This is a genomic window from Streptomyces sp. 796.1, from assembly GCF_047525675.1.
In the GTDB taxonomy this organism is placed as follows: domain Bacteria; phylum Actinomycetota; class Actinomycetes; order Streptomycetales; family Streptomycetaceae; genus Streptomyces.
This window is the reverse complement of the sequence record NZ_JBLIWA010000020.1, coordinates 20607-41140: the sequence shown is the minus strand read 5'-3', so window position 1 is coordinate 41140 and position 20534 is coordinate 20607. Positions and strand designations below refer to the sequence as shown.

The 20534-nt window shown below is 74.2% G+C and carries 16 protein-coding genes; 7 read left to right on the top strand and 9 right to left on the bottom strand.

All coding sequences use genetic code 11. The features are described 5' to 3' along the window. Positions 1-180: 180 nt before the first annotated feature. On the top strand, positions 181-2595 hold the full coding sequence (locus ACMA1D_RS15645; protein ID WP_414724646.1) for a protein kinase domain-containing protein: 2415 nt from the start codon (positions 181-183) through the stop codon (positions 2593-2595). Positions 2596-2781: 186 nt separating this feature from the next. On the opposite strand, the gene ACMA1D_RS15640 is transcribed toward ACMA1D_RS15645, so the two are convergent. From ACMA1D_RS15640 to ACMA1D_RS15630, 3 genes are all read right to left on the bottom strand, one after another. Then, positions 2782-3216 carry a peptidase inhibitor family I36 protein gene (locus tag ACMA1D_RS15640; protein ID WP_414724578.1) on the bottom strand — a complete coding sequence of 145 codons (435 nt, stop codon included), beginning with the start codon at positions 3214-3216 and terminating at the stop codon, positions 2782-2784. Between the two features lie 58 nt (positions 3217-3274). Beyond that, on the bottom strand, positions 3275-4207 hold the full coding sequence (locus tag ACMA1D_RS15635) for a hypothetical protein (RefSeq protein WP_414724577.1): 933 nt from the start codon (positions 4205-4207) through the stop codon (positions 3275-3277). Between the two features lie 335 nt (positions 4208-4542). Further along, positions 4543-5469, bottom strand: a complete 927-nt coding sequence (locus ACMA1D_RS15630) for a methyltransferase domain-containing protein (protein ID WP_414724576.1) — start codon at positions 5467-5469, stop codon at positions 4543-4545. 295 nt (positions 5470-5764) lie between these two features. Between ACMA1D_RS15630 and ACMA1D_RS15625 the strand changes: the two genes are divergently transcribed. Continuing rightward, complete coding sequence (locus ACMA1D_RS15625; protein ID WP_414724575.1) at positions 5765-6679, top strand: GNAT family N-acetyltransferase; 915 nt, start codon at positions 5765-5767, stop codon at positions 6677-6679. A gap of 144 nt (positions 6680-6823) precedes the next feature. Here the strand turns inward: ACMA1D_RS15625 and ACMA1D_RS15620 are convergent, their stop codons facing one another. The 4 genes from ACMA1D_RS15620 to ACMA1D_RS15605 form a co-directional block, all read right to left on the bottom strand. Beyond that, positions 6824-7837: a CU044_5270 family protein gene (locus ACMA1D_RS15620; protein WP_414724574.1), complete on the bottom strand. Its 1014-nt coding sequence runs from the start codon at positions 7835-7837 to the stop codon at positions 6824-6826. Continuing rightward, positions 7834-8487, bottom strand: a complete 654-nt coding sequence (locus tag ACMA1D_RS15615) for an RNA polymerase sigma factor (RefSeq protein WP_414724573.1) — start codon at positions 8485-8487, stop codon at positions 7834-7836. Before ACMA1D_RS15615 ends, ACMA1D_RS15620 begins: the two co-directional genes overlap by 4 nt. A 255-nt stretch (positions 8488-8742) precedes the next feature. After that, positions 8743-10662 (bottom strand): hypothetical protein, encoded by a 1920-nt coding sequence (locus ACMA1D_RS15610; protein ID WP_414724572.1) that lies wholly within the window; start codon positions 10660-10662, stop codon positions 8743-8745. A 947-nt stretch (positions 10663-11609) separates the two neighbouring features. After that, positions 11610-12089 (bottom strand): hypothetical protein, encoded by a 480-nt coding sequence (locus tag ACMA1D_RS15605; protein WP_414724571.1) that lies wholly within the window; start codon positions 12087-12089, stop codon positions 11610-11612. 295 nt (positions 12090-12384) lie between these two features. On the opposite strand from ACMA1D_RS15605, the gene ACMA1D_RS15600 reads away from it, so the two are divergent. After that, a complete protein-coding gene (locus tag ACMA1D_RS15600) occupies positions 12385-14124 on the top strand; it encodes a translation initiation factor 2 (RefSeq protein ID WP_414724570.1) in 1740 nt (579 codons plus the stop codon). A gap of 72 nt (positions 14125-14196) precedes the next feature. Here ACMA1D_RS15600 and ACMA1D_RS15595 read toward each other — a convergent pair whose 3' ends face one another. Next, entirely contained in the window at positions 14197-16179 is a 1983-nt protein-coding gene (locus tag ACMA1D_RS15595) for a hypothetical protein (RefSeq protein ID WP_414724569.1), read from the bottom strand. Positions 16180-16748: 569 nt separating this feature from the next. On the opposite strand from ACMA1D_RS15595, the gene ACMA1D_RS15590 reads away from it, so the two are divergent. The 4 genes from ACMA1D_RS15590 (at position 16749) to ACMA1D_RS15575 (ending at position 19809) form a co-directional block, all read left to right on the top strand. Continuing rightward, positions 16749-16913 carry a hypothetical protein gene (locus tag ACMA1D_RS15590; RefSeq protein ID WP_349994472.1) on the top strand — a complete coding sequence of 55 codons (165 nt, stop codon included), beginning with the start codon at positions 16749-16751 and terminating at the stop codon, positions 16911-16913. Between the two features lie 69 nt (positions 16914-16982). Further along, a complete protein-coding gene (locus ACMA1D_RS15585) occupies positions 16983-17276 on the top strand; it encodes a Dabb family protein (protein ID WP_414724568.1) in 294 nt (97 codons plus the stop codon). A 229-nt stretch (positions 17277-17505) separates the two neighbouring features. Continuing rightward, entirely contained in the window at positions 17506-18789 is a 1284-nt protein-coding gene (locus ACMA1D_RS15580) for an RNA polymerase sigma factor SigF (protein ID WP_414724567.1), read from the top strand. Between the two features lie 189 nt (positions 18790-18978). Continuing rightward, entirely contained in the window at positions 18979-19809 is an 831-nt protein-coding gene (locus ACMA1D_RS15575; RefSeq protein WP_414724566.1) for an RNA polymerase sigma factor SigF, read from the top strand. Between the two features lie 442 nt (positions 19810-20251). Here ACMA1D_RS15575 and ACMA1D_RS15570 read toward each other — a convergent pair whose 3' ends face one another. Then, entirely contained in the window at positions 20252-20458 is a 207-nt protein-coding gene (locus ACMA1D_RS15570; protein ID WP_414724565.1) for a hypothetical protein, read from the bottom strand. Positions 20459-20534: the final 76 nt, after the last annotated feature.

Below are 20534 nucleotides of genomic sequence, written 5' to 3'. Positions count from 1 at the left end.
TGGGGGCGGGCCCGGTTGTTCGGGCTCGCCGCCTGGCGCGTACGCGTCCGCAGTCGCCTGCCCGGAAGGTCCCGCTGCTGAGGGCCGCCCGGCGCGCCCCTGTGGCAAAGTCGGGGCCGGTGTCAGCGGGGGTCGCCGGCGGGTGCGGGCGGCGTGAGGCGAGGGGGACCCGTGGGGCGGGTGGTCGACGGCCGGTTCGAGTTGGGCGAACGGCTCGGCGGTGGCGGGATGGGCACGGTCTGGCGCGCCCGGGACCTGGCGCTCGGCCGTGACGTGGCGCTCAAGGAGGTACGCCCGCCCGATCCCGCACTGGCGGAGCACGACCCGGAGGGTGCGGCGCAACTACGCGCGCGCGTACTGCGCGAGGCGCAGGCGCTGGCCCGGATCAACCACCCGCACGTGGCGACGATTTACCACATCGTGGACGGCGCCGACCACCCGTACCCGTGGCTGGTCATGGAACTCGTACCCGGCGAGAACGTCGCGGCCCGGCTGGCCCGCGGCACGCTCGACCCGGCCGAGGCGGCGCGGCTCGGCCGGGGCGTGCTGGCCGGGCTGGTCGCGGTGCACGCGGCCGGCATCCAGCACCGCGACGTCAAGCCCGCCAACATCCTGATCAGGCCCGACGGCCGGCCGGTCCTCACCGACTTCGGCATCGCCGCCATCCAGGGCTCCACGGTCCTCACCGCCGCCGGCTCGCTGATCGGCACCCCCGACTACATGGCGCCCGAACGCGCCGCCGGCCAGGACGGCGACGCGGCGGCCGACCTGTGGTCGCTGGGCATGATGCTGTACGTGGCCGTGGAGGGCCGGCACCCGATGCGGCGCGCCAACACGCTGGCGACGCTCGCGGCCATCGTCGGCCAGGACGTTCCGCCGCCGCGCAAGGCGGGCGCGCTGACCGGCCCGCTGACGGCGCTGCTCGCCCGCTCCCCGGCCGCCCGCCCGGACGCCGCCGCCCTCGATCGCCTCCTCGCGGCGGTCGAAACGGCCCCCACCGCCGAGCCCGCAGCGGACCGGCCCGCCGCGGGGGCACCGGGCGCGGACCGATCCGATACGGGCCGGCCCGTTGCGGAGAACTCGGGTACGGACAACTCGGGTACGGGCGGATCGGGCGCGGGAGGAACGGGCGCGGGCCAGCCCGTTGCGGGCAGACCGGGTACGGACCGGCCCGCTGCGGACGGCCCCGGCGCGGACGGGCCCCTTGGGAACGGGCCAGCCGCCGCCACCCCCGACGCCGACCGGCCCGCCCCGGGTCAGCCCCCTGTCAGCCACCCCGCCACTCCCACGCCCCACCCCGAACCGGCCACGGGCACAGGCACGGGCACGGCCACGGACACGGGCACAGGCCCGGGCGCCGCCACGCCGCACCTCGAACCGGCCGCCGCCGAGACCGGGCCCGACCCCACCGACCACTACCCCCTGGCCCCGCCCGCCGGCGGGCGAGCGGCCCCGGTTGCCCCGGCCGCCGCCACGCCCCCACCCGGATTCGGCCCGCCCACGGGTGCCGCCGTGTCGGCCCCGTACGTCGGCGGCGCCCCGGGCACGCACCATCCGGCACCGCCGTACGGCACGCCCCACGGCACACCACCCGGCGCGCAGCCGGGCACGCCGCCCGCCCCGGTGCACCTGCCGCCGTCCGCGCCCGGTGCGGGCGGGCCCCGTCGGCGCCGGTGGTACGCGGGCGGGGCCGCCGGTGTGCTGGTCCTGGCCGGCGTGCTCGGCTGGCAACTGCTGCCCGGCGACGAGGCGAACAGCGCCGGCGGCCGGCCGGAGAAGACCGGCGGGCCATCCGCCCCGGGCGACCAGCCGAAGTCGCAGCAGCCGAACGGCGCCGACCCCGGGACCAGCACCGACCCCGGGGCCAGCACCGGCCCCGAGACCCCCACCGGCAAGAAGATCACCATCGGCGTCAAGGCGGACCAGCCCGGCTTCGGCGTCCGGAAGTCGGACGGCAGCTACGCCGGGTTCGACGTCGACGTGGCCACCTACGTGGCCAGGGCGCTCGGTCACGCGCCCGCCGACATCACCTGGAAGCCGGTGCGCAGCAGCGACCGCGAGGCCGCGCTCACCAGCCACGAGGTGGACCTCGTGGTGGCCACGTACACGATCAACGAAAGCCGCGCGGAACGGGTGGACTTCGCCGGCCCCTACCTCGTCGCCCACCAGGACGTGCTGCTGGCCGCCAACAACTCGGCCATCAGCAAGCCGTCCGACCTCAACGGCAAGCGGGTCTGCTCGGTCACCGGTTCCACGCCCGCCCAGGTGCTCAAGGACTCCGGGGCCGCGCCGCAGGCCGAGATCGTCTCCGCCCACTCGTACGCACTGTGCGTGAACGCGCTGGAGCAGGGCACGGTCGACGCGGTGACCACCGACGACGCGCTCCTCGCCGGCTACGCGGCGGACCGCTACGGCGCCTTCCGCCTCGGCGGCTTCCGGCTGTCGGGCGACGAGCGGTACGGGGTGGGCCTGCCCAAGGGCAGCCCGCTCAAGGAGAAGGTGGAACAGGCCCTCAAGGCGATGGCGACCGACGGCACCAAGGACCGCTCCCTCCAGAAGAACCTGCCGCTGCTGGCGAAGCGGGGTGCGCAGTAGCCGGGCGCACCTGGCCCGTGGCGGTCCCGCGGTGCTCTCGCGACGGCGCCTGGGCCGGGACGTGGCCCCGCTCGCCCCGTCCCACGACGGCGCCGGGTGCGCACCCACTGGGGGTACGCACCCGGCTGGGCATCACCGTCGTGCCGCCTTCGGGCGCCCGACCGACGGAGCAATGAGCCGTGGGAATTAGAGGTTCACCCAACGGTGCGAGCTGATGCGGTCCTGCAAGGGGACGTTGGTGCCGTCGAAGTTCCACTTGCGGAGATCCGCGAGGTACACACCGTTGTGCACGCCCCGGCTGTTGCCCTTGAAATCGGCGTCCCGGTAGACGATGACGTCGTCGAGGCTGCCCGGGAAACCGTTGTTGTGCAACGACGAAGCCTTGTCGTTGAAGTCACGGTCCAGGCCCCAATTCCAGGAGTTGCTGGCCCAGCGAGCACTCTTCCCGCCCTTGTTGATGTGCTCGAATGCGTAGAGGTAGCCGTCGGCCTTGGCGGACACGTCCGCCGCGACGACCGGCTCCTTGGCCGACCCACGTCCGTCATCCGCAACCGCGAGCGACGGCATTCCGGCCAGGGCCACGGCCGCCACGGCGGCGACTGTCAGTATCGTGCGAGACATGTTTCCCTCTTTCGGTGAGTGACGTACGAGATATCGCGGGGAATTCCGCGCTCTCGTGCTACGCGCCGCCGTCCGCGATGACGGGACGGGCGCGGGTCAAGGCGGCGAGCTGGAGCCGTTGTTCGGTCTCCACCGCTCGCCGGTACTGTCGTTCGAGCTGGCGCCGGTACTGGTGGTCCAGCTCGTTCGCGACCCGGGCCAGGCCGCTGGAGCGGGCGCACTCGGCCTCGGTGACGGCGAGTGGCACCAGGCGCCGACCGAGCCGGGCCCGTTCTCTTGGTGGAAGCTTTTCGCGCAGGTCAGCGGGGGTCGCATAGGAGTGGCCCGCCTCTCGCATACAGGCCGACCAGGGGCGGGTGGCCCGGCTGAACCGGGGGTCGGCGATGACCCGGCGGCGGGCCATGTCGGGCAGCGCCTCGGTGGTCGAAGTGGCCTCGAACCACGCGGCGACGTCCCCGTACAGCGCACGCTCGGACTCCGTCCGACAGCCCTCGTCGCTGCGTTGCAGCCGCACCCCGTCCGGCGGGAGCGCCGTCAGCCCCTTTGGCCTGGCGCCGTTGGCCGCCACCAGCGCCGCGGCCCTGCGCTCCGGCGACAGGCTGCGGAAGTACTTCTGGTTCGGGTCCGCGGCCCGAATCCGCTCGACCTTCCGATCGATATCGCTGCCGTATCCGTGCTGCCGCGCCCAGGTCACGTCGTCGATGACGTACGGGAATTCGCGCGCCTCGGGGATCGGATTCTCGGGAACCATCCGGTACGTGAATCCACGCTTGCGCATGCAGTCCCGCAACAGTATTTGCTCCGCACGGTGCAGCAGGCTCGACTCCTGTGTGGTGAGTGGCCTCAGGGCCATGTCCCCGGATTCCTCGTCCGCCGCCCGCCCGCCGGCCGGCCCGGAATCCCGGGTGGCACACCACGCCGCCACTCCGGCGACCGCAAGAAAGAAGGCCACCGCGCCTGCGGTGAAGCGCATCCGACGGCCGCCGAACATTCCCCGTAATACACCGATCACCACGTCCCCCGTCGCGAAGATTCCGATTACCAGGCCCGTAAAGCGCCGGCAAAACCAGAATCGGCGATGGAAAAAGCGTATTCAAGGACCGACTGATTCGATTCCCTCACCGATCGATATACGAGAGTGCATCGATGCAGGTGAGCGGGGTAAGGGCGGCCCAGGGCCGGGGAGTTGGGGCACCGGGTACGGGTCGCGCCGGCACGCTCCGTCCCTGGTGGGACCACCCAGCGCGACGCGGCCGGTGCCGCGGGGGGGGCGCCGCCCGCGGGCCGCGCACCAAGCACCGGGAGCGCGCGCCCCGTACCGGCGGACTAGCGCGGCCGGTCCAACACCAGTGCCGAATAGCCCATTTCCCTACCGGCCGCCGCATGTGCGGCCACCACCGGCAGGAGGGCATTCCAATCGGCGGTGGTGAATTCCCGTAGCCCGGCCCAGCGGGTGCACAGGGCACGGCGGCCGGCGCGGGTCGCGGCGACCGTGCCGATGGTGCCGATGAGTCGGGCGGAACGCCGGACGACCGGGCGCGTCCAATCATGAACCGCGGCAATGCGAAAGCCCGTTGCGGTGGCCTTGCGGAGATAGCCGTCCAGGTTCTCGAAATCCTGGAAGCGCCAGGACCGGCGGACGAGGCCGTGCGGATCGAGCCGGTCGATCTGCGGCGTGGCACGGGTCGGCCAGGTGAAGTCGACCAGGACGAGCCGGCCGCCGGGGCGCAGCAGGCGGTGGCTCTCGGCGAGGAAGGCGGCGCGCCCTTCGGGGCCGAAGTGGAATGCCGCCTCCAGACAGTGCACCCGGTCGAACGACTGGTCAGCGAGGTCGGTGCGGCCCGCGGTGGTGGGCAGCGCGGTGACGTCGGCGACCTCGAAGGCGACCCGGGGGCGGCGCCCGAAGCGGTCCCTGGCCCAGGCGATCTGCCGGGCGCTGACGTCCACGCCGACCACCCGGCAGCCGGCGTCGGCCAGCCGCGCGGTGGTGTGGCCGCGCCCGCACCCGGCGTCGAGTACGAGGTGCCCGGGCTCGGCCCGTAGCAGCGCCAGCGAGCGGCGTACCAGGGCGCGTTGGAACGGTGCGCCGCCGTTGATCGCGGCGGGAAGCGTGGGCCAGGTGAAATATCCGACGTTCAGCAGATCGTCCCAGCCCAGGTGTTGGAGGAATCGCAGGAATACATTGACGTCGTCATATCCGTCGCTAGCAGGAATGCCGTCATATCCGCCGCTAGAAGGAATAGCGCCATTCATCGCCCGAACTCCGCCCTGCCGCGTTCCGATTCCGGCACAGGAGCATGGCACAGGAGCCTGCCCCGTAAGGGATTTCCCACCGGACGGTACGGGGCCGCCAGGGCGCAACCCCGTCGCGACGCGCACCCCCGCACGACGCACGCCCCCGCACGACGCGCGCCCGAGCCGCCTCCGCCACCCAAACCCGCCCGACACACACCCACGCTCCCCACGCCACCCACCACCCGCTCCCCCGCCCCCCACTCGCCCGCGCCCCCACTAGCCCCGCGCCGTTTACCTGACTAAAGTCAGAGAAATGAACGCGGCGAAGCGGCAGGCAGCGGAGATCCAGCAGGTGCGGCGGTTCAACCGGACCGTGACGGAGCGGGTGGGCGTGCTCCACGACCGCTACCTGGGCCGCGAACGGCCGGTCGGGGAAGCGCGGCTGCTCTGGGAGATCGGCGAACAGGGCCAGGACGTACGGCAGTTGCGCGAACGACTCGGCCTCGACTCGGGGTACGTGAGCCGGCTGCTGCGCTCCCTTGAGGCAGCCGGCCTGGTGACGGTGGAGCCGAAGCCCAAGGACCGGCGGGTCCGCTTCGTCCGGCTCACCGCGGCCGGCCGGGCCGAACGGGCCGTCGTCGACCAGCGCAGCAACGAGGCGGCGGGCTCGCTCCTCGAACCGCTGAACGCCGCCCAACGCGCCCGACTCGTGGCCGCGATGGCCGAAGTGGACCGGCTGCTGACGGCGGCGACCGTCACGCTGGACGCCGTCGACCCGGACCACCCCGACGCCCAGCACTGTCTGCGCGCCTACTTCGCCGAAATGCAGGAGTCCTTCGCCACCGGCTTCGACCCGGCGCTGAGCCTGCTGCCCGACGCCGGTGAACTGCGCCCGCCGCACGGCCTGTTCCTGGTCGCCAGGGTGCACGGCGAGCCCGTCGGCTGCGCCGGGCTCAAGCTGCCGGGCCGCGCCCCCGCCGAGGTCAAGCGGATGTGGGTGGCGCCGGCAGCGCGCGGGCTCGGCCTCGGCCGCCGGTTCCTGACCGAGCTTGAGGCGCGCGCCGCGGCCCACGGCCACGACCTGCTCCGCCTGGACACCAACAAGGCCCTCACCCCGGCCATCGGCCTCTACCACGCCCACGGCTTCACGGAGGTACCCGCCTTCAACGACGAGCCGTACGCGCACCACTGGTTCGAGAAGCGGATCGAGGCGCGGGGTGGGGGGTGAGGGGGCGGTCGGCACCGACCCCCGTACGGAGCCGACCGCCCCCTCCCCGGCCGGGCCTGCCGGCCGGGCCTCGCCCCGCCCCGGGCCACGCCCCGGGCCGAGGTCGTCCACACTCCGCAGCAGCCGGAGCGGCGCGCCGCCCCGCTACCGCCGGGCCCCCGGCGGGCGGGCCCCGTCCGGCAGGTCCAGCCGCGCGTCGACCGGGGCCACGTTCAGCAAAGCGGCATCGGTCGTCCCCAGATAGGTGACCGTCTTCTCGTCGAACACCCAGGTCACCCACGCCGCCGAGGCCCGCTGCGCGGACAGGCCGACGCCGGGCCGGCCGGCCCCGTCCCGTACCCCGGGCGTGAGGGTGACCCCGGGCAGGTGGAGGGCCACCCGGAAGAGCGCCGTCTGCACGTCGGGCACCAGCTTCGAGACGACCAGCAGCGAGTCGAGGAGCTCCAGGACCGCGTCGTCGGCGGCCGGCCCGCGGCCGTCCACGCGCATGTACAGGGCCTTGCGCAGTTCGGCCGGGTCGGTGGGCAGGTCCCTGAGCGTGTCGTACGGAAGCGTCAGCGGACTGTGCTCGACCCCCTCGGCGCTCTGTTTGGTGTGCGGGAAGGCGACGGACGACGTGCTGTTCTGGGGGAGCAGCGTGGTGCGGAACTGGAGGACGTCCGGCTTGGCGTTCGCGGGCCGCCACTCCTCGCGCTGTGCGAAGGCCCCGCCGCGCTGCCCGAGCACCAGTTTCCGTGCGAGCCCCACCGACCGGGTGTACACGTACTGGTACCTGCCCACCGGCACCGGCGGGCGGCTCTGCTGCGCCGCCGCGACCCGGTCCAGGCGTTGCACCTGCGCTGCCCCGGCGCCAGCGGTCACATCGCGCGCGTTGTCCGGGCTCAGGTCGCCCAGCGAAACCGCGGCGACCACCGTGACGGCCACCGCGACCGGCACCACCGCGACCGGCAGCCGGCGCTTCCAGCGCTGCCGCCCCACGTCGCGAACGGTGCGGCCGGTGCGGCCGGCCGCGCGCTGACGGCCGATCTCGCGCACGATGCCCTCGCGGAGCTCGCGGTGGCGGCCCGCATCGAGCGCCCTGGCACCCGGGGCCGGCAACAGCGCGGCCAACTCCTCGCGGTCCGCTGCCTCGTCCCGCTGCCACGGATGGCCGTTCATGGGGTCTCCTCCCACTCCCACACGCCGCGCGCGGCGACGGCGGGTCCCGTACGGGCGGGCGCCGGCCGCCCGGCCGCCCAGGGCCGCCCCGGCCCCCGATCGCCCTTCAACTCCTCCTCGGTCAACTTGCGGAGCCGCTTGCGGGCGCGGAAGAGCCGGGTGCGTACGGTGGCGACCGGAATGCCGAGCGCCTCGGCCGCGGTGGCCGAGTCCAGCCCCTCCCAGACGCACAGCGTGAACACCTCGCGCTCCATCCGCCGCAACTTGCCGAGCGCCCGCCGGGCGGCAGCCAACTGTTCGCCGTCCGCCATCCGCTGGGCCACCTCGTCGGCGAAGTCCGGCACGCTGCCCCCGACCGGCAGCCTGGCCAGCGCGTCCCGGTGCCTACGGGCGGCCCGGGTGGTGTTGCGCAGCACGTTGGTGGCGATGCCGAGCAGCCACGGGCGCAGGTTCTCGGCGCCGTCGGGCAGCACGCGCTCGCGCAGCCGCCACGCTTCGAGGAAGGTGAGCGAGACGACGTCCTCGGCCGTGGCCCAGTCGCCGGTCATCCGTACGGCGTGCCGGTGCACCGCCGCTGCGTGGTCGTCGAAGAGCCGCCGGAACGCCCCCGGCTCCCCCGCCCGCACCCGGGCCCGCAATGAATGCTCCACACCCTGACCTGTCCGCCCCCACCCCCGCATTCGCGTGAGCTGGGTCACATAGTGACGGAGTGGGGTGTACGGGACGTGGGCGCGACGTAAGCAGTGCGGGGCGCCGCGCGGGCACCCCGCGGGACGGCACGTGGGATGCGACGCCGGACGCCACGTGGGATGCGACGCGGGGCGGCGCCGTCGGCACCGCCCCGCCTCAACCCTCGGAAGACCCTGCCCCGCACCACGTGCGCCCGCTCCAGCTCCGCCCGTCCGCTAGTCCGCAGGCCCCAGCCCGAACGGACTCACCTCGTAAGCGCACTCCGTGTACACGTACCCGGACTCGATCTTGACGGTGTCGGTGCCCGTGTTGACGCTCTTGTCCTTCGCGCGGTGCAGGAAGTACGTCGTGCCGAGCGGCAGCGACAGGGTGCGCTGCGGGCGCTTCGTGCTGCCCTTGCAGGCGCGGGTCTTGGCCTGTTCGCGGCTGGCGTACGTGGTGCAGCCCTTGCACGCCGGGAGTGAGAACTTGCCGGTCACCCGGCCGGTGTAGAGGATCTCGACCTCGTTCGGGCTGTCGTTCTTGACCGTCAGGGACACGCTGCCGCCGGAGTCGGTGGTCGGCAGCTTCTTGCCCGCGTCGGGCAGCGACTTGGCGACCTCGGCGGCGATGATGATCTTCTCGGCGAGCGCCCGCTTCTTGTCGTTGCGGTACGTGGTGGTGAAGTCGGTCAGGGTCGTGATCGCCTGCGCGTACTCGCCCTCCTCGTACTGGTCGACGCCGCACGCGTACGCGCCCGCCCGCAGGTGCCCGGATGCGGTGCCGGCCGCGGCGCGCAGCCCGCCGCCCGTGCTCGGGGCCGCGCCGGCCAGCGTCGTGGCCTGGCTGCTGAGGACGCGCAGCCGCCGGACGGTGCCGCACGGGTCGGCCCCTTCGATGTCGTCGGCGGCCTTGCGGACGGCCGCGGTGACCGCCGGCTCCACCTTCTTGGCCGGCGCGGACCGCGGGAAGTCGGTCAGCAACTCGGTCAGCGGCGCCACCCGCTGCGCGCTGCCCACCTCGCCGGCACTGTCGTCCACCGCGCCCAGGGTGGGCGCCCCGCACTCGTACAGCGACGTCGCCAGCCGGTCGTCGGGCCAGGTGGCGAGCGCGCCCAGGTGCTCCTTGTCGATGGTCCGCGGCACGGTCCGCAGGTACTTCAGCGGCTTCATCGCCCCGCAGTAATCCTGGCGTGCGTAGGGCGCGCCGACCGACTCGTAGTACGCGGCGAGCCGGTCCGGCACCCGCCGCCCGGCCCGCGAGTCAGGGTGGTCCTCGATGAGACCCCCGTACAGGGCGAGGGCCGCGCGGTAGTCGGACTCGGCGCTGTCGAACCGCTCGCCGCTGGTCGCCTCGACCAGCCGATCGGCCTCCGCCAGCCGGTCGAGCAGCATCTCCTCGGTGGCCTCGTCCCGCGCCGCGTCGTACGCGACGAACCCGCCCAGCGGCGCGGCGAGCAGCACGATCCCGAGCAGTACGGCCACCGGCGCGCGCGGCGGCCAGACCAGCCGCCGGCGCAACCCGACGAACGCCCCGTGCGCGACCGCCGCGAGCCACACCACGGCGAACCCGATCACCACCGCGCCGGACACCCCGTCCGGCTCGGCCGGCAGCGCGAACGCCAACAGCCCACCGACCGCGACCCAACACACCGCCACCGCCCACCACATCCGCACCAGCGCGTACCCCGCGCCGAGCCCACTGGCGTTGAGCACCGCCACCGCGACGGCCCGCCACGGATCGGCCGCCACCGGCACGTCGGGCGCCTGCGCGGGCGGGGGCGGGGGCGCGGTCGGCGGGGGCGCGCCGAACCCGTAGCCACCGCCGGGCGGCGGGTGGGCGCCGGGCGTCGCGGACGCGGCTGCGGTCGCGGTCGGCGTCGCGTACGGGTTGGCCGGCTGGGGGCCGGGCGCGTGGGGAGCTCCCGGCGGGGCGCCGGGGCCGTACGGGTGGGCCGGCGGGGCGTCGGCAGGTGGGGGCGCGGTGGCGTACGGGCCCGCTGCGAGCGCGTCGACCGGACCGGCCGGGGTGCTGCCCTGCGGGGGCCCGGGCGGGGGCGGGGGCGCCGCTGCGGGCGCAGGCGCGGGTACGGGCGTGGGTACGGGACCTGGCTCGGGCACGGGTTCGGAGTACGCGGCCAGCGGAGTCGTCTCCACCGGATGGCCACCGGCCGCCCGCGGGTCGGCCGGACGCGGGCCCGCCGGGGGCGCGGCCGGCGGGCCACCGGGCGCAGGCGCGTCGGCCGGCCCCGGCGGGGGCGTCGGCACTCCCGGATGCACCGGTGTACCCGAATCTGCTGATGGCCCCGGGCCCGCCGCCGGCAGCGCGGTCAACGGCATCGTCGGGGGTGAGGTGCGGCGCGAACCGGCGGGCGGGGGCCCGGCGGTGCCCGAGCCACTGGGCACAGGTGCGTCGGCCGGCCCCGACGGGGGCGTCGGCGCTCCCGCCGGGTGCGCCGGTGTCTGCGGGTCCGCTGGCGTACCCGGGCCCGCCGGCGGCAGCGCGGTCAACGGCATCGTCGGAGGGGAAGCGCGGCGCGAACCGGCGGGCGGGGGCGCGGTGTCCGAGCCATCAGGTGGCGGGGTCCCACCCGAACCACCGGCCGCAGCCGCCTCGCCCTGCCCCGTCAGGGGCTTCGGAGGCGTCGGGCCCCCAGGGGACGCCGGGGTGTCTGGAGACGCCGGCGCCGCGGGCGGCTCAGCAGGCGCCGCCCCCGCAGCCCCCGCCGCCTCGTCCGCAGGCTCCCCCTCGTGTCCGGCCGCATCCCGCCGGTCCCACACCATCGCATTCCCCCCAGGAACTGAGCCGCTGACACGGCCGCTGACGTCGCCGGTCGGCGCCCCCACGCCGACCCCGCGGCCGGGGCGACACCCCGCGCACCGCGGCCGACCCGTCCGCGCGCGCCGCCCGGGCGCCCCGGAGGGTCGCACACGGCCGCGCACCAGGCCCGGCACGCGCACCGCGACCCCCGGGAACCACGGCCCGACGGCGGTACGACCCTACGGGCCACCGGCCCGCAGCGACACCACTTCGGTCACGCCAACTCCACACACTTCACCCGGACTTGACGGTTCCGATCCCGCCCGCAAAGCGCCGGGACACCTCAAGGCGTCGGTTCGTCCGGCCGTTCCACGTGGTCCAGGGCCGTGCGGCACTCGGCGATGAAGCGCAGCCGGGCCCGGTCGAGTTCGTCCGGCGAGCCCTCGCGGCGCAACAGGCCCACCACCTCGCGCGCGGCGTCCACCACCGCGTCGGGCCCCTCAAGCCGCACGGACCCGAACGCCCGCTGGAGCGCCCCCCGCTCCCCCGCCTCCCGCTCCCCCGTACGCCGCGCCAACGCGCTGGTTTCGGCTGCTTCGAGGAACCGTACGTAGGTCTGCCGGCGCAGGTCGAGCAGTCGCACCGCCCGCTGGTCGAGCAGGGTCATGCGGACCGTGTCCAGCAGCGCGTCCGCCTGCCGGTCGCCCGCGTGCCGCGCCGCCTGCGCCTGCCGTTCCCCCGCGCTGCGCGTGAACCACCCCGTGGCCAGGCTGCCGGCCAGCGCCGAACCCGCCGCGATCAGTGCGATGCTCCATTCGCTCATGGAGGACATCTTGACCGACGCCACAACCACGCGGAGTTCCCCGGCAATTGCCCCGCATTGCCCGGTCCTTTGCCCCCGCGTACGGCCGGCCGTAATCAACCGCTATTTCCCCCTGCCGGGTACGATCTGACACCGCACCCCAGCACCGTGAATTCCGCCCGAAGATTTGCTTTTCCGCCCCTACGAAAAGAGCCCGCACTAGAATGTCGGAGACTGAAAACGACGGGCGACGGGCGACGGGCGACGGGCGACGGGCGACGGGCGACGGGCGACGGGCGAGGCCCAGGTGCTGTTCGTGGCGCGGTCGGCGACGGCCCTGCACCGCCTCCTTGACGTACTCCCCGTCTTCGCCGGCGACAGCCGCATCGACCGGCTCTTCACGCTCATGCCCGGTTCGGACTTCGGCATCGACGCCCTGGCCGCCGTCGAACAGGCCGGCGCCCACACCCTGCCCTGGCACGAGGCGATCGGCCGCGACTTCGACCTGATCGTGGCCGCCAGCCCCAAGGGCGAACTCCGGCTCCTGCACGGCGCCCGGGTCCTGCTCCCGCACGGCGCCGGCTTCGGCAAGACGGTGCGCGACGAGGGTTCGGCGGACTCCGCGTCCGGACTCGACCCCGCGTACCTCATCTCCGGCGACCGCGCCCTGGCCACCCTGCACGCGCTCGCCCACCCCGACCAGGTCGCCCAACTCGCCGCGCGCAGCCCGCGGGCCGCCGCCCGGGCCAAGGTCGTCGGCGACCCGACACTGGAACGCGTCCTCGCCTCCCGCTCACACCGCGACCGCTACCGCGCCGCCCTCGGCACCGGCACCCGCACCCTCATCGTCCTCGCCTCCACCTGGGGCCGGGAATCGCTCCTCCACCGGCGCCCCACGCTGCCGGCCGTGCTCGCCGCCGGACTCCCCTACGACGCGTACCAACTCGCCCTGATCGTGCACCCCAACGAGCACAGCAAACAGGGCCACTTGAACCTCACCGAGCGCTTCGCCCCCGCGCTCGCCACCGGTGCCGTCCTGGCCAGGCCGTACGAGGAGTGGGCCGCGCTGCTCGTCGCGGCCGACGCGGTCGTCACCGACCACGGCTCGACGGCCCTGTACGGCGCGGCGCTGGACCGGCCGGTGATCGCCGCGTACGACGGTGGCGACGAGCTCATCCCGGACAGCCCGATCGCCCGCCTGCTCGCCCACAGCCCCCGCCTCGCGCCGCTCCCGGAGCCGGACGGCAGCACCGACGAGGTCGCCCGGGCCGTCGCGGCGGCGCTCGCCGGCCACCGGCCCGGCACGGCCCGCGCGGTGGCCGCCGCCGCCTTCGCCGAACAGGGCAGGTCCCTTGAGCGGCTGCGGGCGGAGCTGTACGAGGTGTTGCGGCTGGCGCCCCGGGCCGCCCCCGTCACCGCCCGCGTGCTGCCCGAGCCCCGGCCGCCCGCCCGCACCCCGGCCGCGTTCGCCGTCCGGGCCCACGTCGAAGGCCAGCAGGTTCGCGTCGAGCGCTACCCGGCCGACGGCAACCAGCACGGCCACTTCCTCGCGGCCGAACACGACCTGGCCTCCGAACCGCAGAACCAGAGCGCCGCCCTGCTCTACCGGCGCCACGCCCCGGCCGCCCCGGCGAGCACGAGCAACCCGGCCAGCCCAGCCAGCCCGGCCGGCGCCTCCGCCCCCACCAGCACGAACGCCCCCACCAGCGCCGGAGGGCCGGCCGCCGTCGCGCACGGGGTGGCCTGGACCGCGGCCGGCTGGACCGAGCACGCGCTCGCCGACTACCCGTGGGCGCGCACCGCGGCCGTCGTGCTCTCCGCCAGCCGGTGCGTGGTGCGCACCGACACCGGGCACCTGCTCGCGGTGCACCTCTCGCCGCGCCGGACCGGCGGGCGCGTCGCCGTCGCCGACCCGGCCGCCGCGCTGTGCGCCGTCCACGCCTGGCTCGCCGCCGGCCACCCCACGCCCGCCACCCTCGCCTGCGTCATCGGGGGCCACACCTTCATCGCCCAACTCCAGCCGGCCACCCCCGACGAGGCAGCCCAGACCTTCTGAGCCCCGCGGGGGCCGGCTCTGACCTGCTGGAACCCGCTGGTACCCGCGGCGGCCCACCGCGGCCTGCGGTCCTTACGCGCCGACCCCGTTGCGCTGCCGGATCGTCCGCGCCGCCGTGCGGTGCTCCGCCGCCCCGGCCGCGTCCCCCGCCGCTTCGGCCAGTTCGGCGAGCGCGTCCAGGACCCGCACCTCGTCCTGCCCGGCGCCGCGCTCGCGGGCGCTGGCCAGCGCCGCCGCGTACAGCTCAGCGGCCCGGTCAGGCCGGCCGAGCGCCTGCTGCACCCGGCCGAGCGCGAAACTGGTCCGCCCGATCATCCGCAGCCGCCTGTGCCCCTGCTCCTGGAAGCCGGCCAGGGCCAGCCCCAGCAGCTCGGCCGCCTCGGCGAGTTCGCCGAGCTCCGCCTTGGCCTCGCCGAGCCGGTAGCACTGGAGCAGCGCGCCGTACGTGTTCTCGATCGCCTCGTGCACCGCGCGGGACGCGGCGAAGTCCTCGGCGGCGCCCGCCCAGTCGCCGGACGCCGAGCGCAACATGCCGCGGAACTCGGCCACCGACGCCCCCAATTTGCGCTCCTTCTCCGTCCCGCCCAGCAGCCCGAGCGCGCGCTGCGCGTGGTCGAGCTCCCGCTCGGCCGCCGCGAAGTCGCGCTGTTCCCACAGCGGGCGGGCGAGTTGGCAGCGCATCCGGATCGCGGCCGGCAGGTGTTCGGCGCGCAGTGCGCTCTCCAGGCCGGTGCGGAAGGCCGGCACCACGTCCGCGTAGTGCCGGTGGTCCAGGAAGTGCGTCCACAGGGGTTCGCACAGCGTCCACGCCTCGGTGTCCAGGCCGTGCCGGTGGGCGAGGGCGACCGCCGCGTACAGCGCGTGCCGTTCCGCCTCAAGCCAGCGCGCCGCGGCCCCCGCGTCGGCGAGCGGCACATCGGGCGCGTCCGGCTCGGCGGGCACCGGATCGGCCCAGGTCATCCTGGACCCGGCGATGAGCGCGTCGGCGCGCTGCGCCTGCCGCGCGTACCACCGCACGATGCGCGCCACGGCCGCCGCGCGCACCGCCTCGTCGCCGTCCTCGTCCGCCCGCCGACGGGCGTGCCCGCGCAGCAACCCGGGCAGCCGCAGGCCCCCGCTGCCGTCGGCGGCCAGCCCCCGTACGTCGAGCAGCCCGGCGTTCTCCAACTCGTCCAGCGCGTCGTCGGCCGCCCGCGGTCCCGCACCGAGCAGCGCGGTCGCAGCGGCCGGCGTGAAGGTCGGCCCCGGCACGTCGGCCAGCAGCCGGTAGAGCCGGGCGCCGTCCTGGCTCAGGCCGCGGTAGGCCGCGTCCCATACCGCTTCGACCACGGGTAAACCCTTCTGGTGCAGTTCGACGGTGAGTTCGGCGAGCAGCCGGTCCAGCGGGCGTCTGCGGTGCCGTCGGATCCACGGCCCGGCCACCCGCAGCGCGGCCGGCAGCCCGGAGCACAGCCGTACGACGCCGAGCGCGGCCTCGGGCTCGGCGTCCAGCCGCGCGTCGTCGTGGACCAGGCGGCGCAACAGCTCGAACCCGTACGGATCGGGCAGCGGCGGCAGCGGCAGTTCGACGGCCGACTCACCCGGCAGGTCGTACAGCGGCCCGTGGCTGGCGACGATCGCCACGCTCCGCCCGGACGCCGGCAGCAGCGGCAGCACCTCGGCCGCGTACCGCGCGTTGTCGACGATGACGACCAGCCGCTTGTCCTGGGTGCACTCCCAGTACTGCCGGTGCCTGGCCTTGAGGCCGGGGGCCAGCCAGTCGCTGCCGACCCCGAGGCCGCGCAGCAGCTCGCCGAGCGCGTCCACGGTGTCGACGCCCCCGTCGTGCCGCAGGTCGTCCAGGTCGAGGTAGCGCACGCCGTCCGGGCAGTCGGCCCGCAGCCGGCGCGCGAGCCGGAAGGCGAGCTCCGTCTTGCCGGCCCCGCCGAGGCCGCTGAGCGCGATGCACACCGGCCGGTCCTGGCCGGTGCCCTGCGCGACGGCGAGCAGCGCGGACGCCTGCTCCGCGTCACGGTCGACGAAGTACGCCACCTCGGGCGGAAGCTGAAATGCCATGGGCCGACTCCGAAATCCCGCGTCCGTGGACCGTGTCCACGAACCGCGCCCGTGAACGGCGCCCGGGTCCACGTGTCCGGGGCGCGTCCGTCTCCGCTGCCTGTGGTGCTGTGCTGGTGCTGCTCGTGCCCGCTTGTGGTGCCTGTGCTGCTTTGCTGCCTGTGCTGCCTGTGCTGCTTGCAGTGCTCGTCGTGCTCGCAGTGCCTGCGCTGGCTGCCGTCCCACCGCCGTGACCGCGGGTCCGCCCGGGGTTCCCCGTACGGGCCGACGGGCGGTGCCGCGCCCGGCCCGCAGCCGCCTCCTCACCCTAGGGCGGCCGGCCGGATACGGCGCGCGAACCACGAAATCCCCGACACGCCGTCACCCACGGCCACCGCACGGCGGGGGCCGGGCGCCGGCCGCGTCCCACCGCAGTGGGCTTTCGTTCGGATTTCGAGGGGTTTTCGCCGGAGATTTCCTGACCTCCACGACGCTGAAGAGCTCATGAACGATCGCACTAGTCACTCGAACAGCGCATGCCTGTGGATAGACTCACGCGGGCCCACAGCGACGCAGGGGAGGCGGACGGCATGGCACAAGCGAGAAAAATCGCCACCTACATACTCGTCGTCTTCGTGCTGTACACGATCATCAACTCCCCCGCCCGGGCCGCTGAGCTGGTGCAGGTAGGGTTCGAGGGCATTTCGGATGCGGCCAAGGGCATCGGCGAGTTCATGACCGAGCTGGTCAACTGACCGACCACCGGCAGGGCTGCCCGCACCCGCCGCCGCGCACCTGAGCCATCCGCACGAAGGGCAGCCGCCGTGATCCGTCATCTGGTCCTTTTCAAGCTGAACGAGGGTGTGACGCGCGACGAGGAGCGCGTCGCCGCCGGCGCCAAGGCGTTCGCGGAGCTGGAAGGGGTCATCCCCGAGTTGACGTTCTGGGAGTGCGCCTGGAACATCACCGAGCGCCCCATCGCGTACGACTTCGCGATCAACTCGGCCGTCGCCGACCGGGACGCACTCGCCCGCTACCTCGAACACCCGGCCCACCAGGCCGTCGCCGCCCAGTGGCGGGAATTCGCCACCTGGGTGATCGCCGACTACGAGTTCTGAGGCCCGAACCGCCGCGGCCGTCCACAGCCGCCCACCGTCATCCACAGCCCCCTGCCGTACGGCGGGGGGCTGTCGACCGTACGGGCGCGGCCAACCGAAGGAGAGCACGCCCCAACTCACCCATCAACACGGCGCTATACGGTGCTTGCACACAGTGGACATGTCTTGTGATGCTATGACCGCTTTTGCCGGATGTTTGGGATGGGACTACGTGAAGGGTGGCGTGACCGTGACGGCCCGTACTGCACCCAAAGCCCCGCCCCAGGGCGGCACCAGCGAACGCGCGGAACGCACCGAACCCGGGGAGCGCACGGACCGGACCGAGCGCACCGAGCGCACCGAGCGCGCGGACCGGACGGGCCGCACCGCCCGGCCGCCCACCGCCCCGCCGACCGACTCACCGGGCGCCCCGCCCACCGACCCGCCGGCAGAACCACCGGCCACCCCGCACCCGACGCCCTCCCCCGAGGCGACCACCCCGCAGCCGCCCGCGACAGCGCCGCCCAGGACACCGCCGAGCCCCGCGACGGCGCCGGGCGGGGCGCCGGACGGGGCGCCGGACGCGCAGTCAGACGCGACATCGTCCGGGCCGCCGGACGCGACGCCGGGCACCGGGACGGCCGGAGCAGCAGACGGAGCAGCGGACAGGACGACAGACGGGGCGGCGCCCGGGACGTCACCCGAGGCGGCAGGCGGTACGTCAGGCGGCGCAGCAGACAGGGCAACAGGCGGGGTCAGCGCGCGGGAGCGGCGCAGTGCGGACGCGCGGGCGCTCACCCAGGTGCTGTTCGCCGAGTTGTCCGGGCTGACGGCAGGGACGCCGGAGCACACCCGGGTACGGGCCGCGCTGATCGAGGCCAACCTGCCGCTGGTGCGGTACGCGGCGGCCCGCTTCCGCAGCCGCAACGAGCCGATGGAAGACGTCATCCAGGTCGGCACCATCGGCCTCATCAACGCCATCGACCGCTTCGACCCGCACCGCGGGGTGCAGTTCCCGACCTTCGCGATGCCCACGGTGGTCGGCGAGATCAAACGTTACTTCCGGGACAACGTACGCACCGTGCACGTCCCCCGACGGCTGCACGAGCTGTGGGTGCAAGTCAGCGGGGCGACCGAGGACCTGACGGTGTTGCACGGCCGCTCGCCCACCACCGCGGAGATCGCCCAGCGCCTGGGCATCGGCGAGGACGAGGTGCTGGCCTGCATCGAGGCCGGCCGCTCCTACCACGCGACCTCACTCGAAGCCGCCCAGGAGGGCGACGGGCTGCCCGGGCTGCTGGACCGCCTCGGCTACGAGGACCCCGCCCTGGCCGGGGTCGAACACCGCGACCTCGTACGGCATCTGCTGGTCCAACTCCCCGAGCGCGAACAGCGCATCCTGCTGCTGCGCTACTACAGCAATCTGACCCAGTCCCAGATCAGCGCGGAGCTCGGCGTCTCCCAGATGCACGTCTCACGACTGCTGTCGCGCAGCTTTGCTCGACTGCGCTCCGCAAATCGAATCGATTCGTAACTCCGCAAGGGGACCCCACGAACGGCCCGCAGGCAGTAATGTCGACATGGCGCTACAGCGTGTTGCCGACATGTGACATTCTGCTGGAGCGGTGTTTGACGCGGCCGTACTTCCGGTATTCAGGGGGAGGTTGCGTTCCTACATCACGAGAGCGCTACCGCGACCGTCCGCGACCTCAAAGGGGGTGGCATGTCCGTAGATCTGGGCAGCTCGAAGGTGCTCACCACTGACGCAGCACGCGTGCTGGACGACGGCGACGCCATCGACACCCGCACCCTTTCCCGCTCCCTGTTCCTGCGGCTCGCCGCACTCGACCAGGACAGCTCGGAGCGCACGTACGTGCGTGACACGCTGATCGAACTGAACCTCCCCCTGGTCCGGTACGCAGCGGCGCGCTTCCGCAGCCGCAACGAGCCGATGGAAGACATCGTGCAGGTCGGGACCATCGGCCTGATCAAGGCGATCGACCGGTTCGACTGTGAACGCGGGGTCGAGTTCCCCACGTTCGCGATGCCCACCGTGGTCGGCGAGATCAAGCGGTTCTTCCGCGACACCAGTTGGTCGGTGCGGGTGCCGCGCCGGCTCCAGGAGTTGCGGCTCGCCCTGACCAAGGCCAGCGACGAGCTCTCGCAGAAGCTCGACCGCTCCCCCACCGTCCCGGAACTCGCCGCGTGCCTGGGCGTTTCGGAGGAGGACGTGGTGGACGGCCTGGCCGTCGGCAACGCGTACACGGCGAGCTCGCTCGACTCCCCCTCGCCCGAGGACGACGGCTCCGACGGCTCGCTGGCCGACCGTCTGGGGTACGAGGACACCGCACTCGAAGGCGTCGAGTACCGCGAGTCGCTGAAGCCGCTACTGGCCCAACTTCCGCCGCGCGAGCGTCAGATCATCATGCTTCGCTTCTTCGGCAACATGACGCAATCGCAAATCGGTGAAGAGGTTGGCATCTCCCAGATGCATGTCTCGCGGCTGCTGACGCGCACCCTCGCGCAGCTCCGCGAGGGCCTGATCGCCGACTGAGCCACCCCCACAGCACCACCGACACCACCCCGCGCCCCCGCCCTCCTCCCCCTGCCCCGCCGCACGCGCTCCACGCTGCCGCGCCAGGACGGACCGAGGCGGGGGCGGCGGCGCGTACGGGGCCCCGGCCCTTTTACGCGGCGTTCCTCTTCCCGTTACGCGGCACTTCTCTTTGCCCTTACGCGGCGCTCCTCTTTACTGTCGCTCCCCGCTCTCTTCCGCGCCGACGATGACGGGAGGCCGTCGAGCCTGCGCCGCGGCCGGCCCCCGCCGCCACTGCCCCACTGCCAGCGCCAGCAGCAGCGCCCCCACTCCCGCCTCTCCCCGGCCGGCCGGAAGAACGCGCCGCGAAAACGATCCGGCGGCCCGTCGGGGCGCTCGGCGGGTGGGCCGGGCGCGACGGGCCGCCTGGTTGGGCTCGGGCGGGTGGTCGGGGGGCGGGTCAGGCCAGGGCGAGCCAGGCGACCGCGGCGACGACCGCCACCGCGACGATCACACCGATGATCAAGCCGAAGCGCGGACCGCCCGAAGAGGCGGTCGCAGCGGGCTGGCGCGGCTGCGACTGCGCCCCCTCATCGACAAAGGCGCGGAACATCTGGGTGCTGCCAGCCGGGTCGTAGTTGCCCTCGGGGCCAGGGTTGTTCGCCATGGGCCCCGACCCTAGCGAACCTGTGGAATCGCGCACACCCCCGGGCTCGCCGCGCCCTTGACGTGCGCTTTCCGGA

Coding starts and splice junctions, on each gene's coding strand:
- ACMA1D_RS15640 (WP_414724578.1), bottom strand. CDS start 3,216: ATGTCTCGCACGATACTGACAGTCGCCGCCGTGGCGGCCGTGGCCCTG.
- ACMA1D_RS15625 (WP_414724575.1), top strand. CDS start 5,765: ATGAACGCGGCGAAGCGGCAGGCAGCGGAGATCCAGCAGGTGCGGCGG.
- ACMA1D_RS15630 (WP_414724576.1), bottom strand. CDS start 5,469: ATGAATGGCGCTATTCCTTCTAGCGGCGGATATGACGGCATTCCTGCT.
- ACMA1D_RS15620 (WP_414724574.1), bottom strand. CDS start 7,837: ATGAACGGCCATCCGTGGCAGCGGGACGAGGCAGCGGACCGCGAGGAG.
- ACMA1D_RS15605 (WP_414724571.1), bottom strand. CDS start 12,089: ATGAGCGAATGGAGCATCGCACTGATCGCGGCGGGTTCGGCGCTGGCC.
- ACMA1D_RS15590 (WP_349994472.1), top strand. CDS start 16,749: ATGGCACAAGCGAGAAAAATCGCCACCTACATACTCGTCGTCTTCGTG.
- ACMA1D_RS15635 (WP_414724577.1), bottom strand. CDS start 4,207: ATGTTCGGCGGCCGTCGGATGCGCTTCACCGCAGGCGCGGTGGCCTTC.
- ACMA1D_RS15570 (WP_414724565.1), bottom strand. CDS start 20,458: ATGGCGAACAACCCTGGCCCCGAGGGCAACTACGACCCGGCTGGCAGC.
- ACMA1D_RS15595 (WP_414724569.1), bottom strand. CDS start 16,179: ATGGCATTTCAGCTTCCGCCCGAGGTGGCGTACTTCGTCGACCGTGAC.
- ACMA1D_RS15575 (WP_414724566.1), top strand. CDS start 18,979: ATGTCCGTAGATCTGGGCAGCTCGAAGGTGCTCACCACTGACGCAGCA.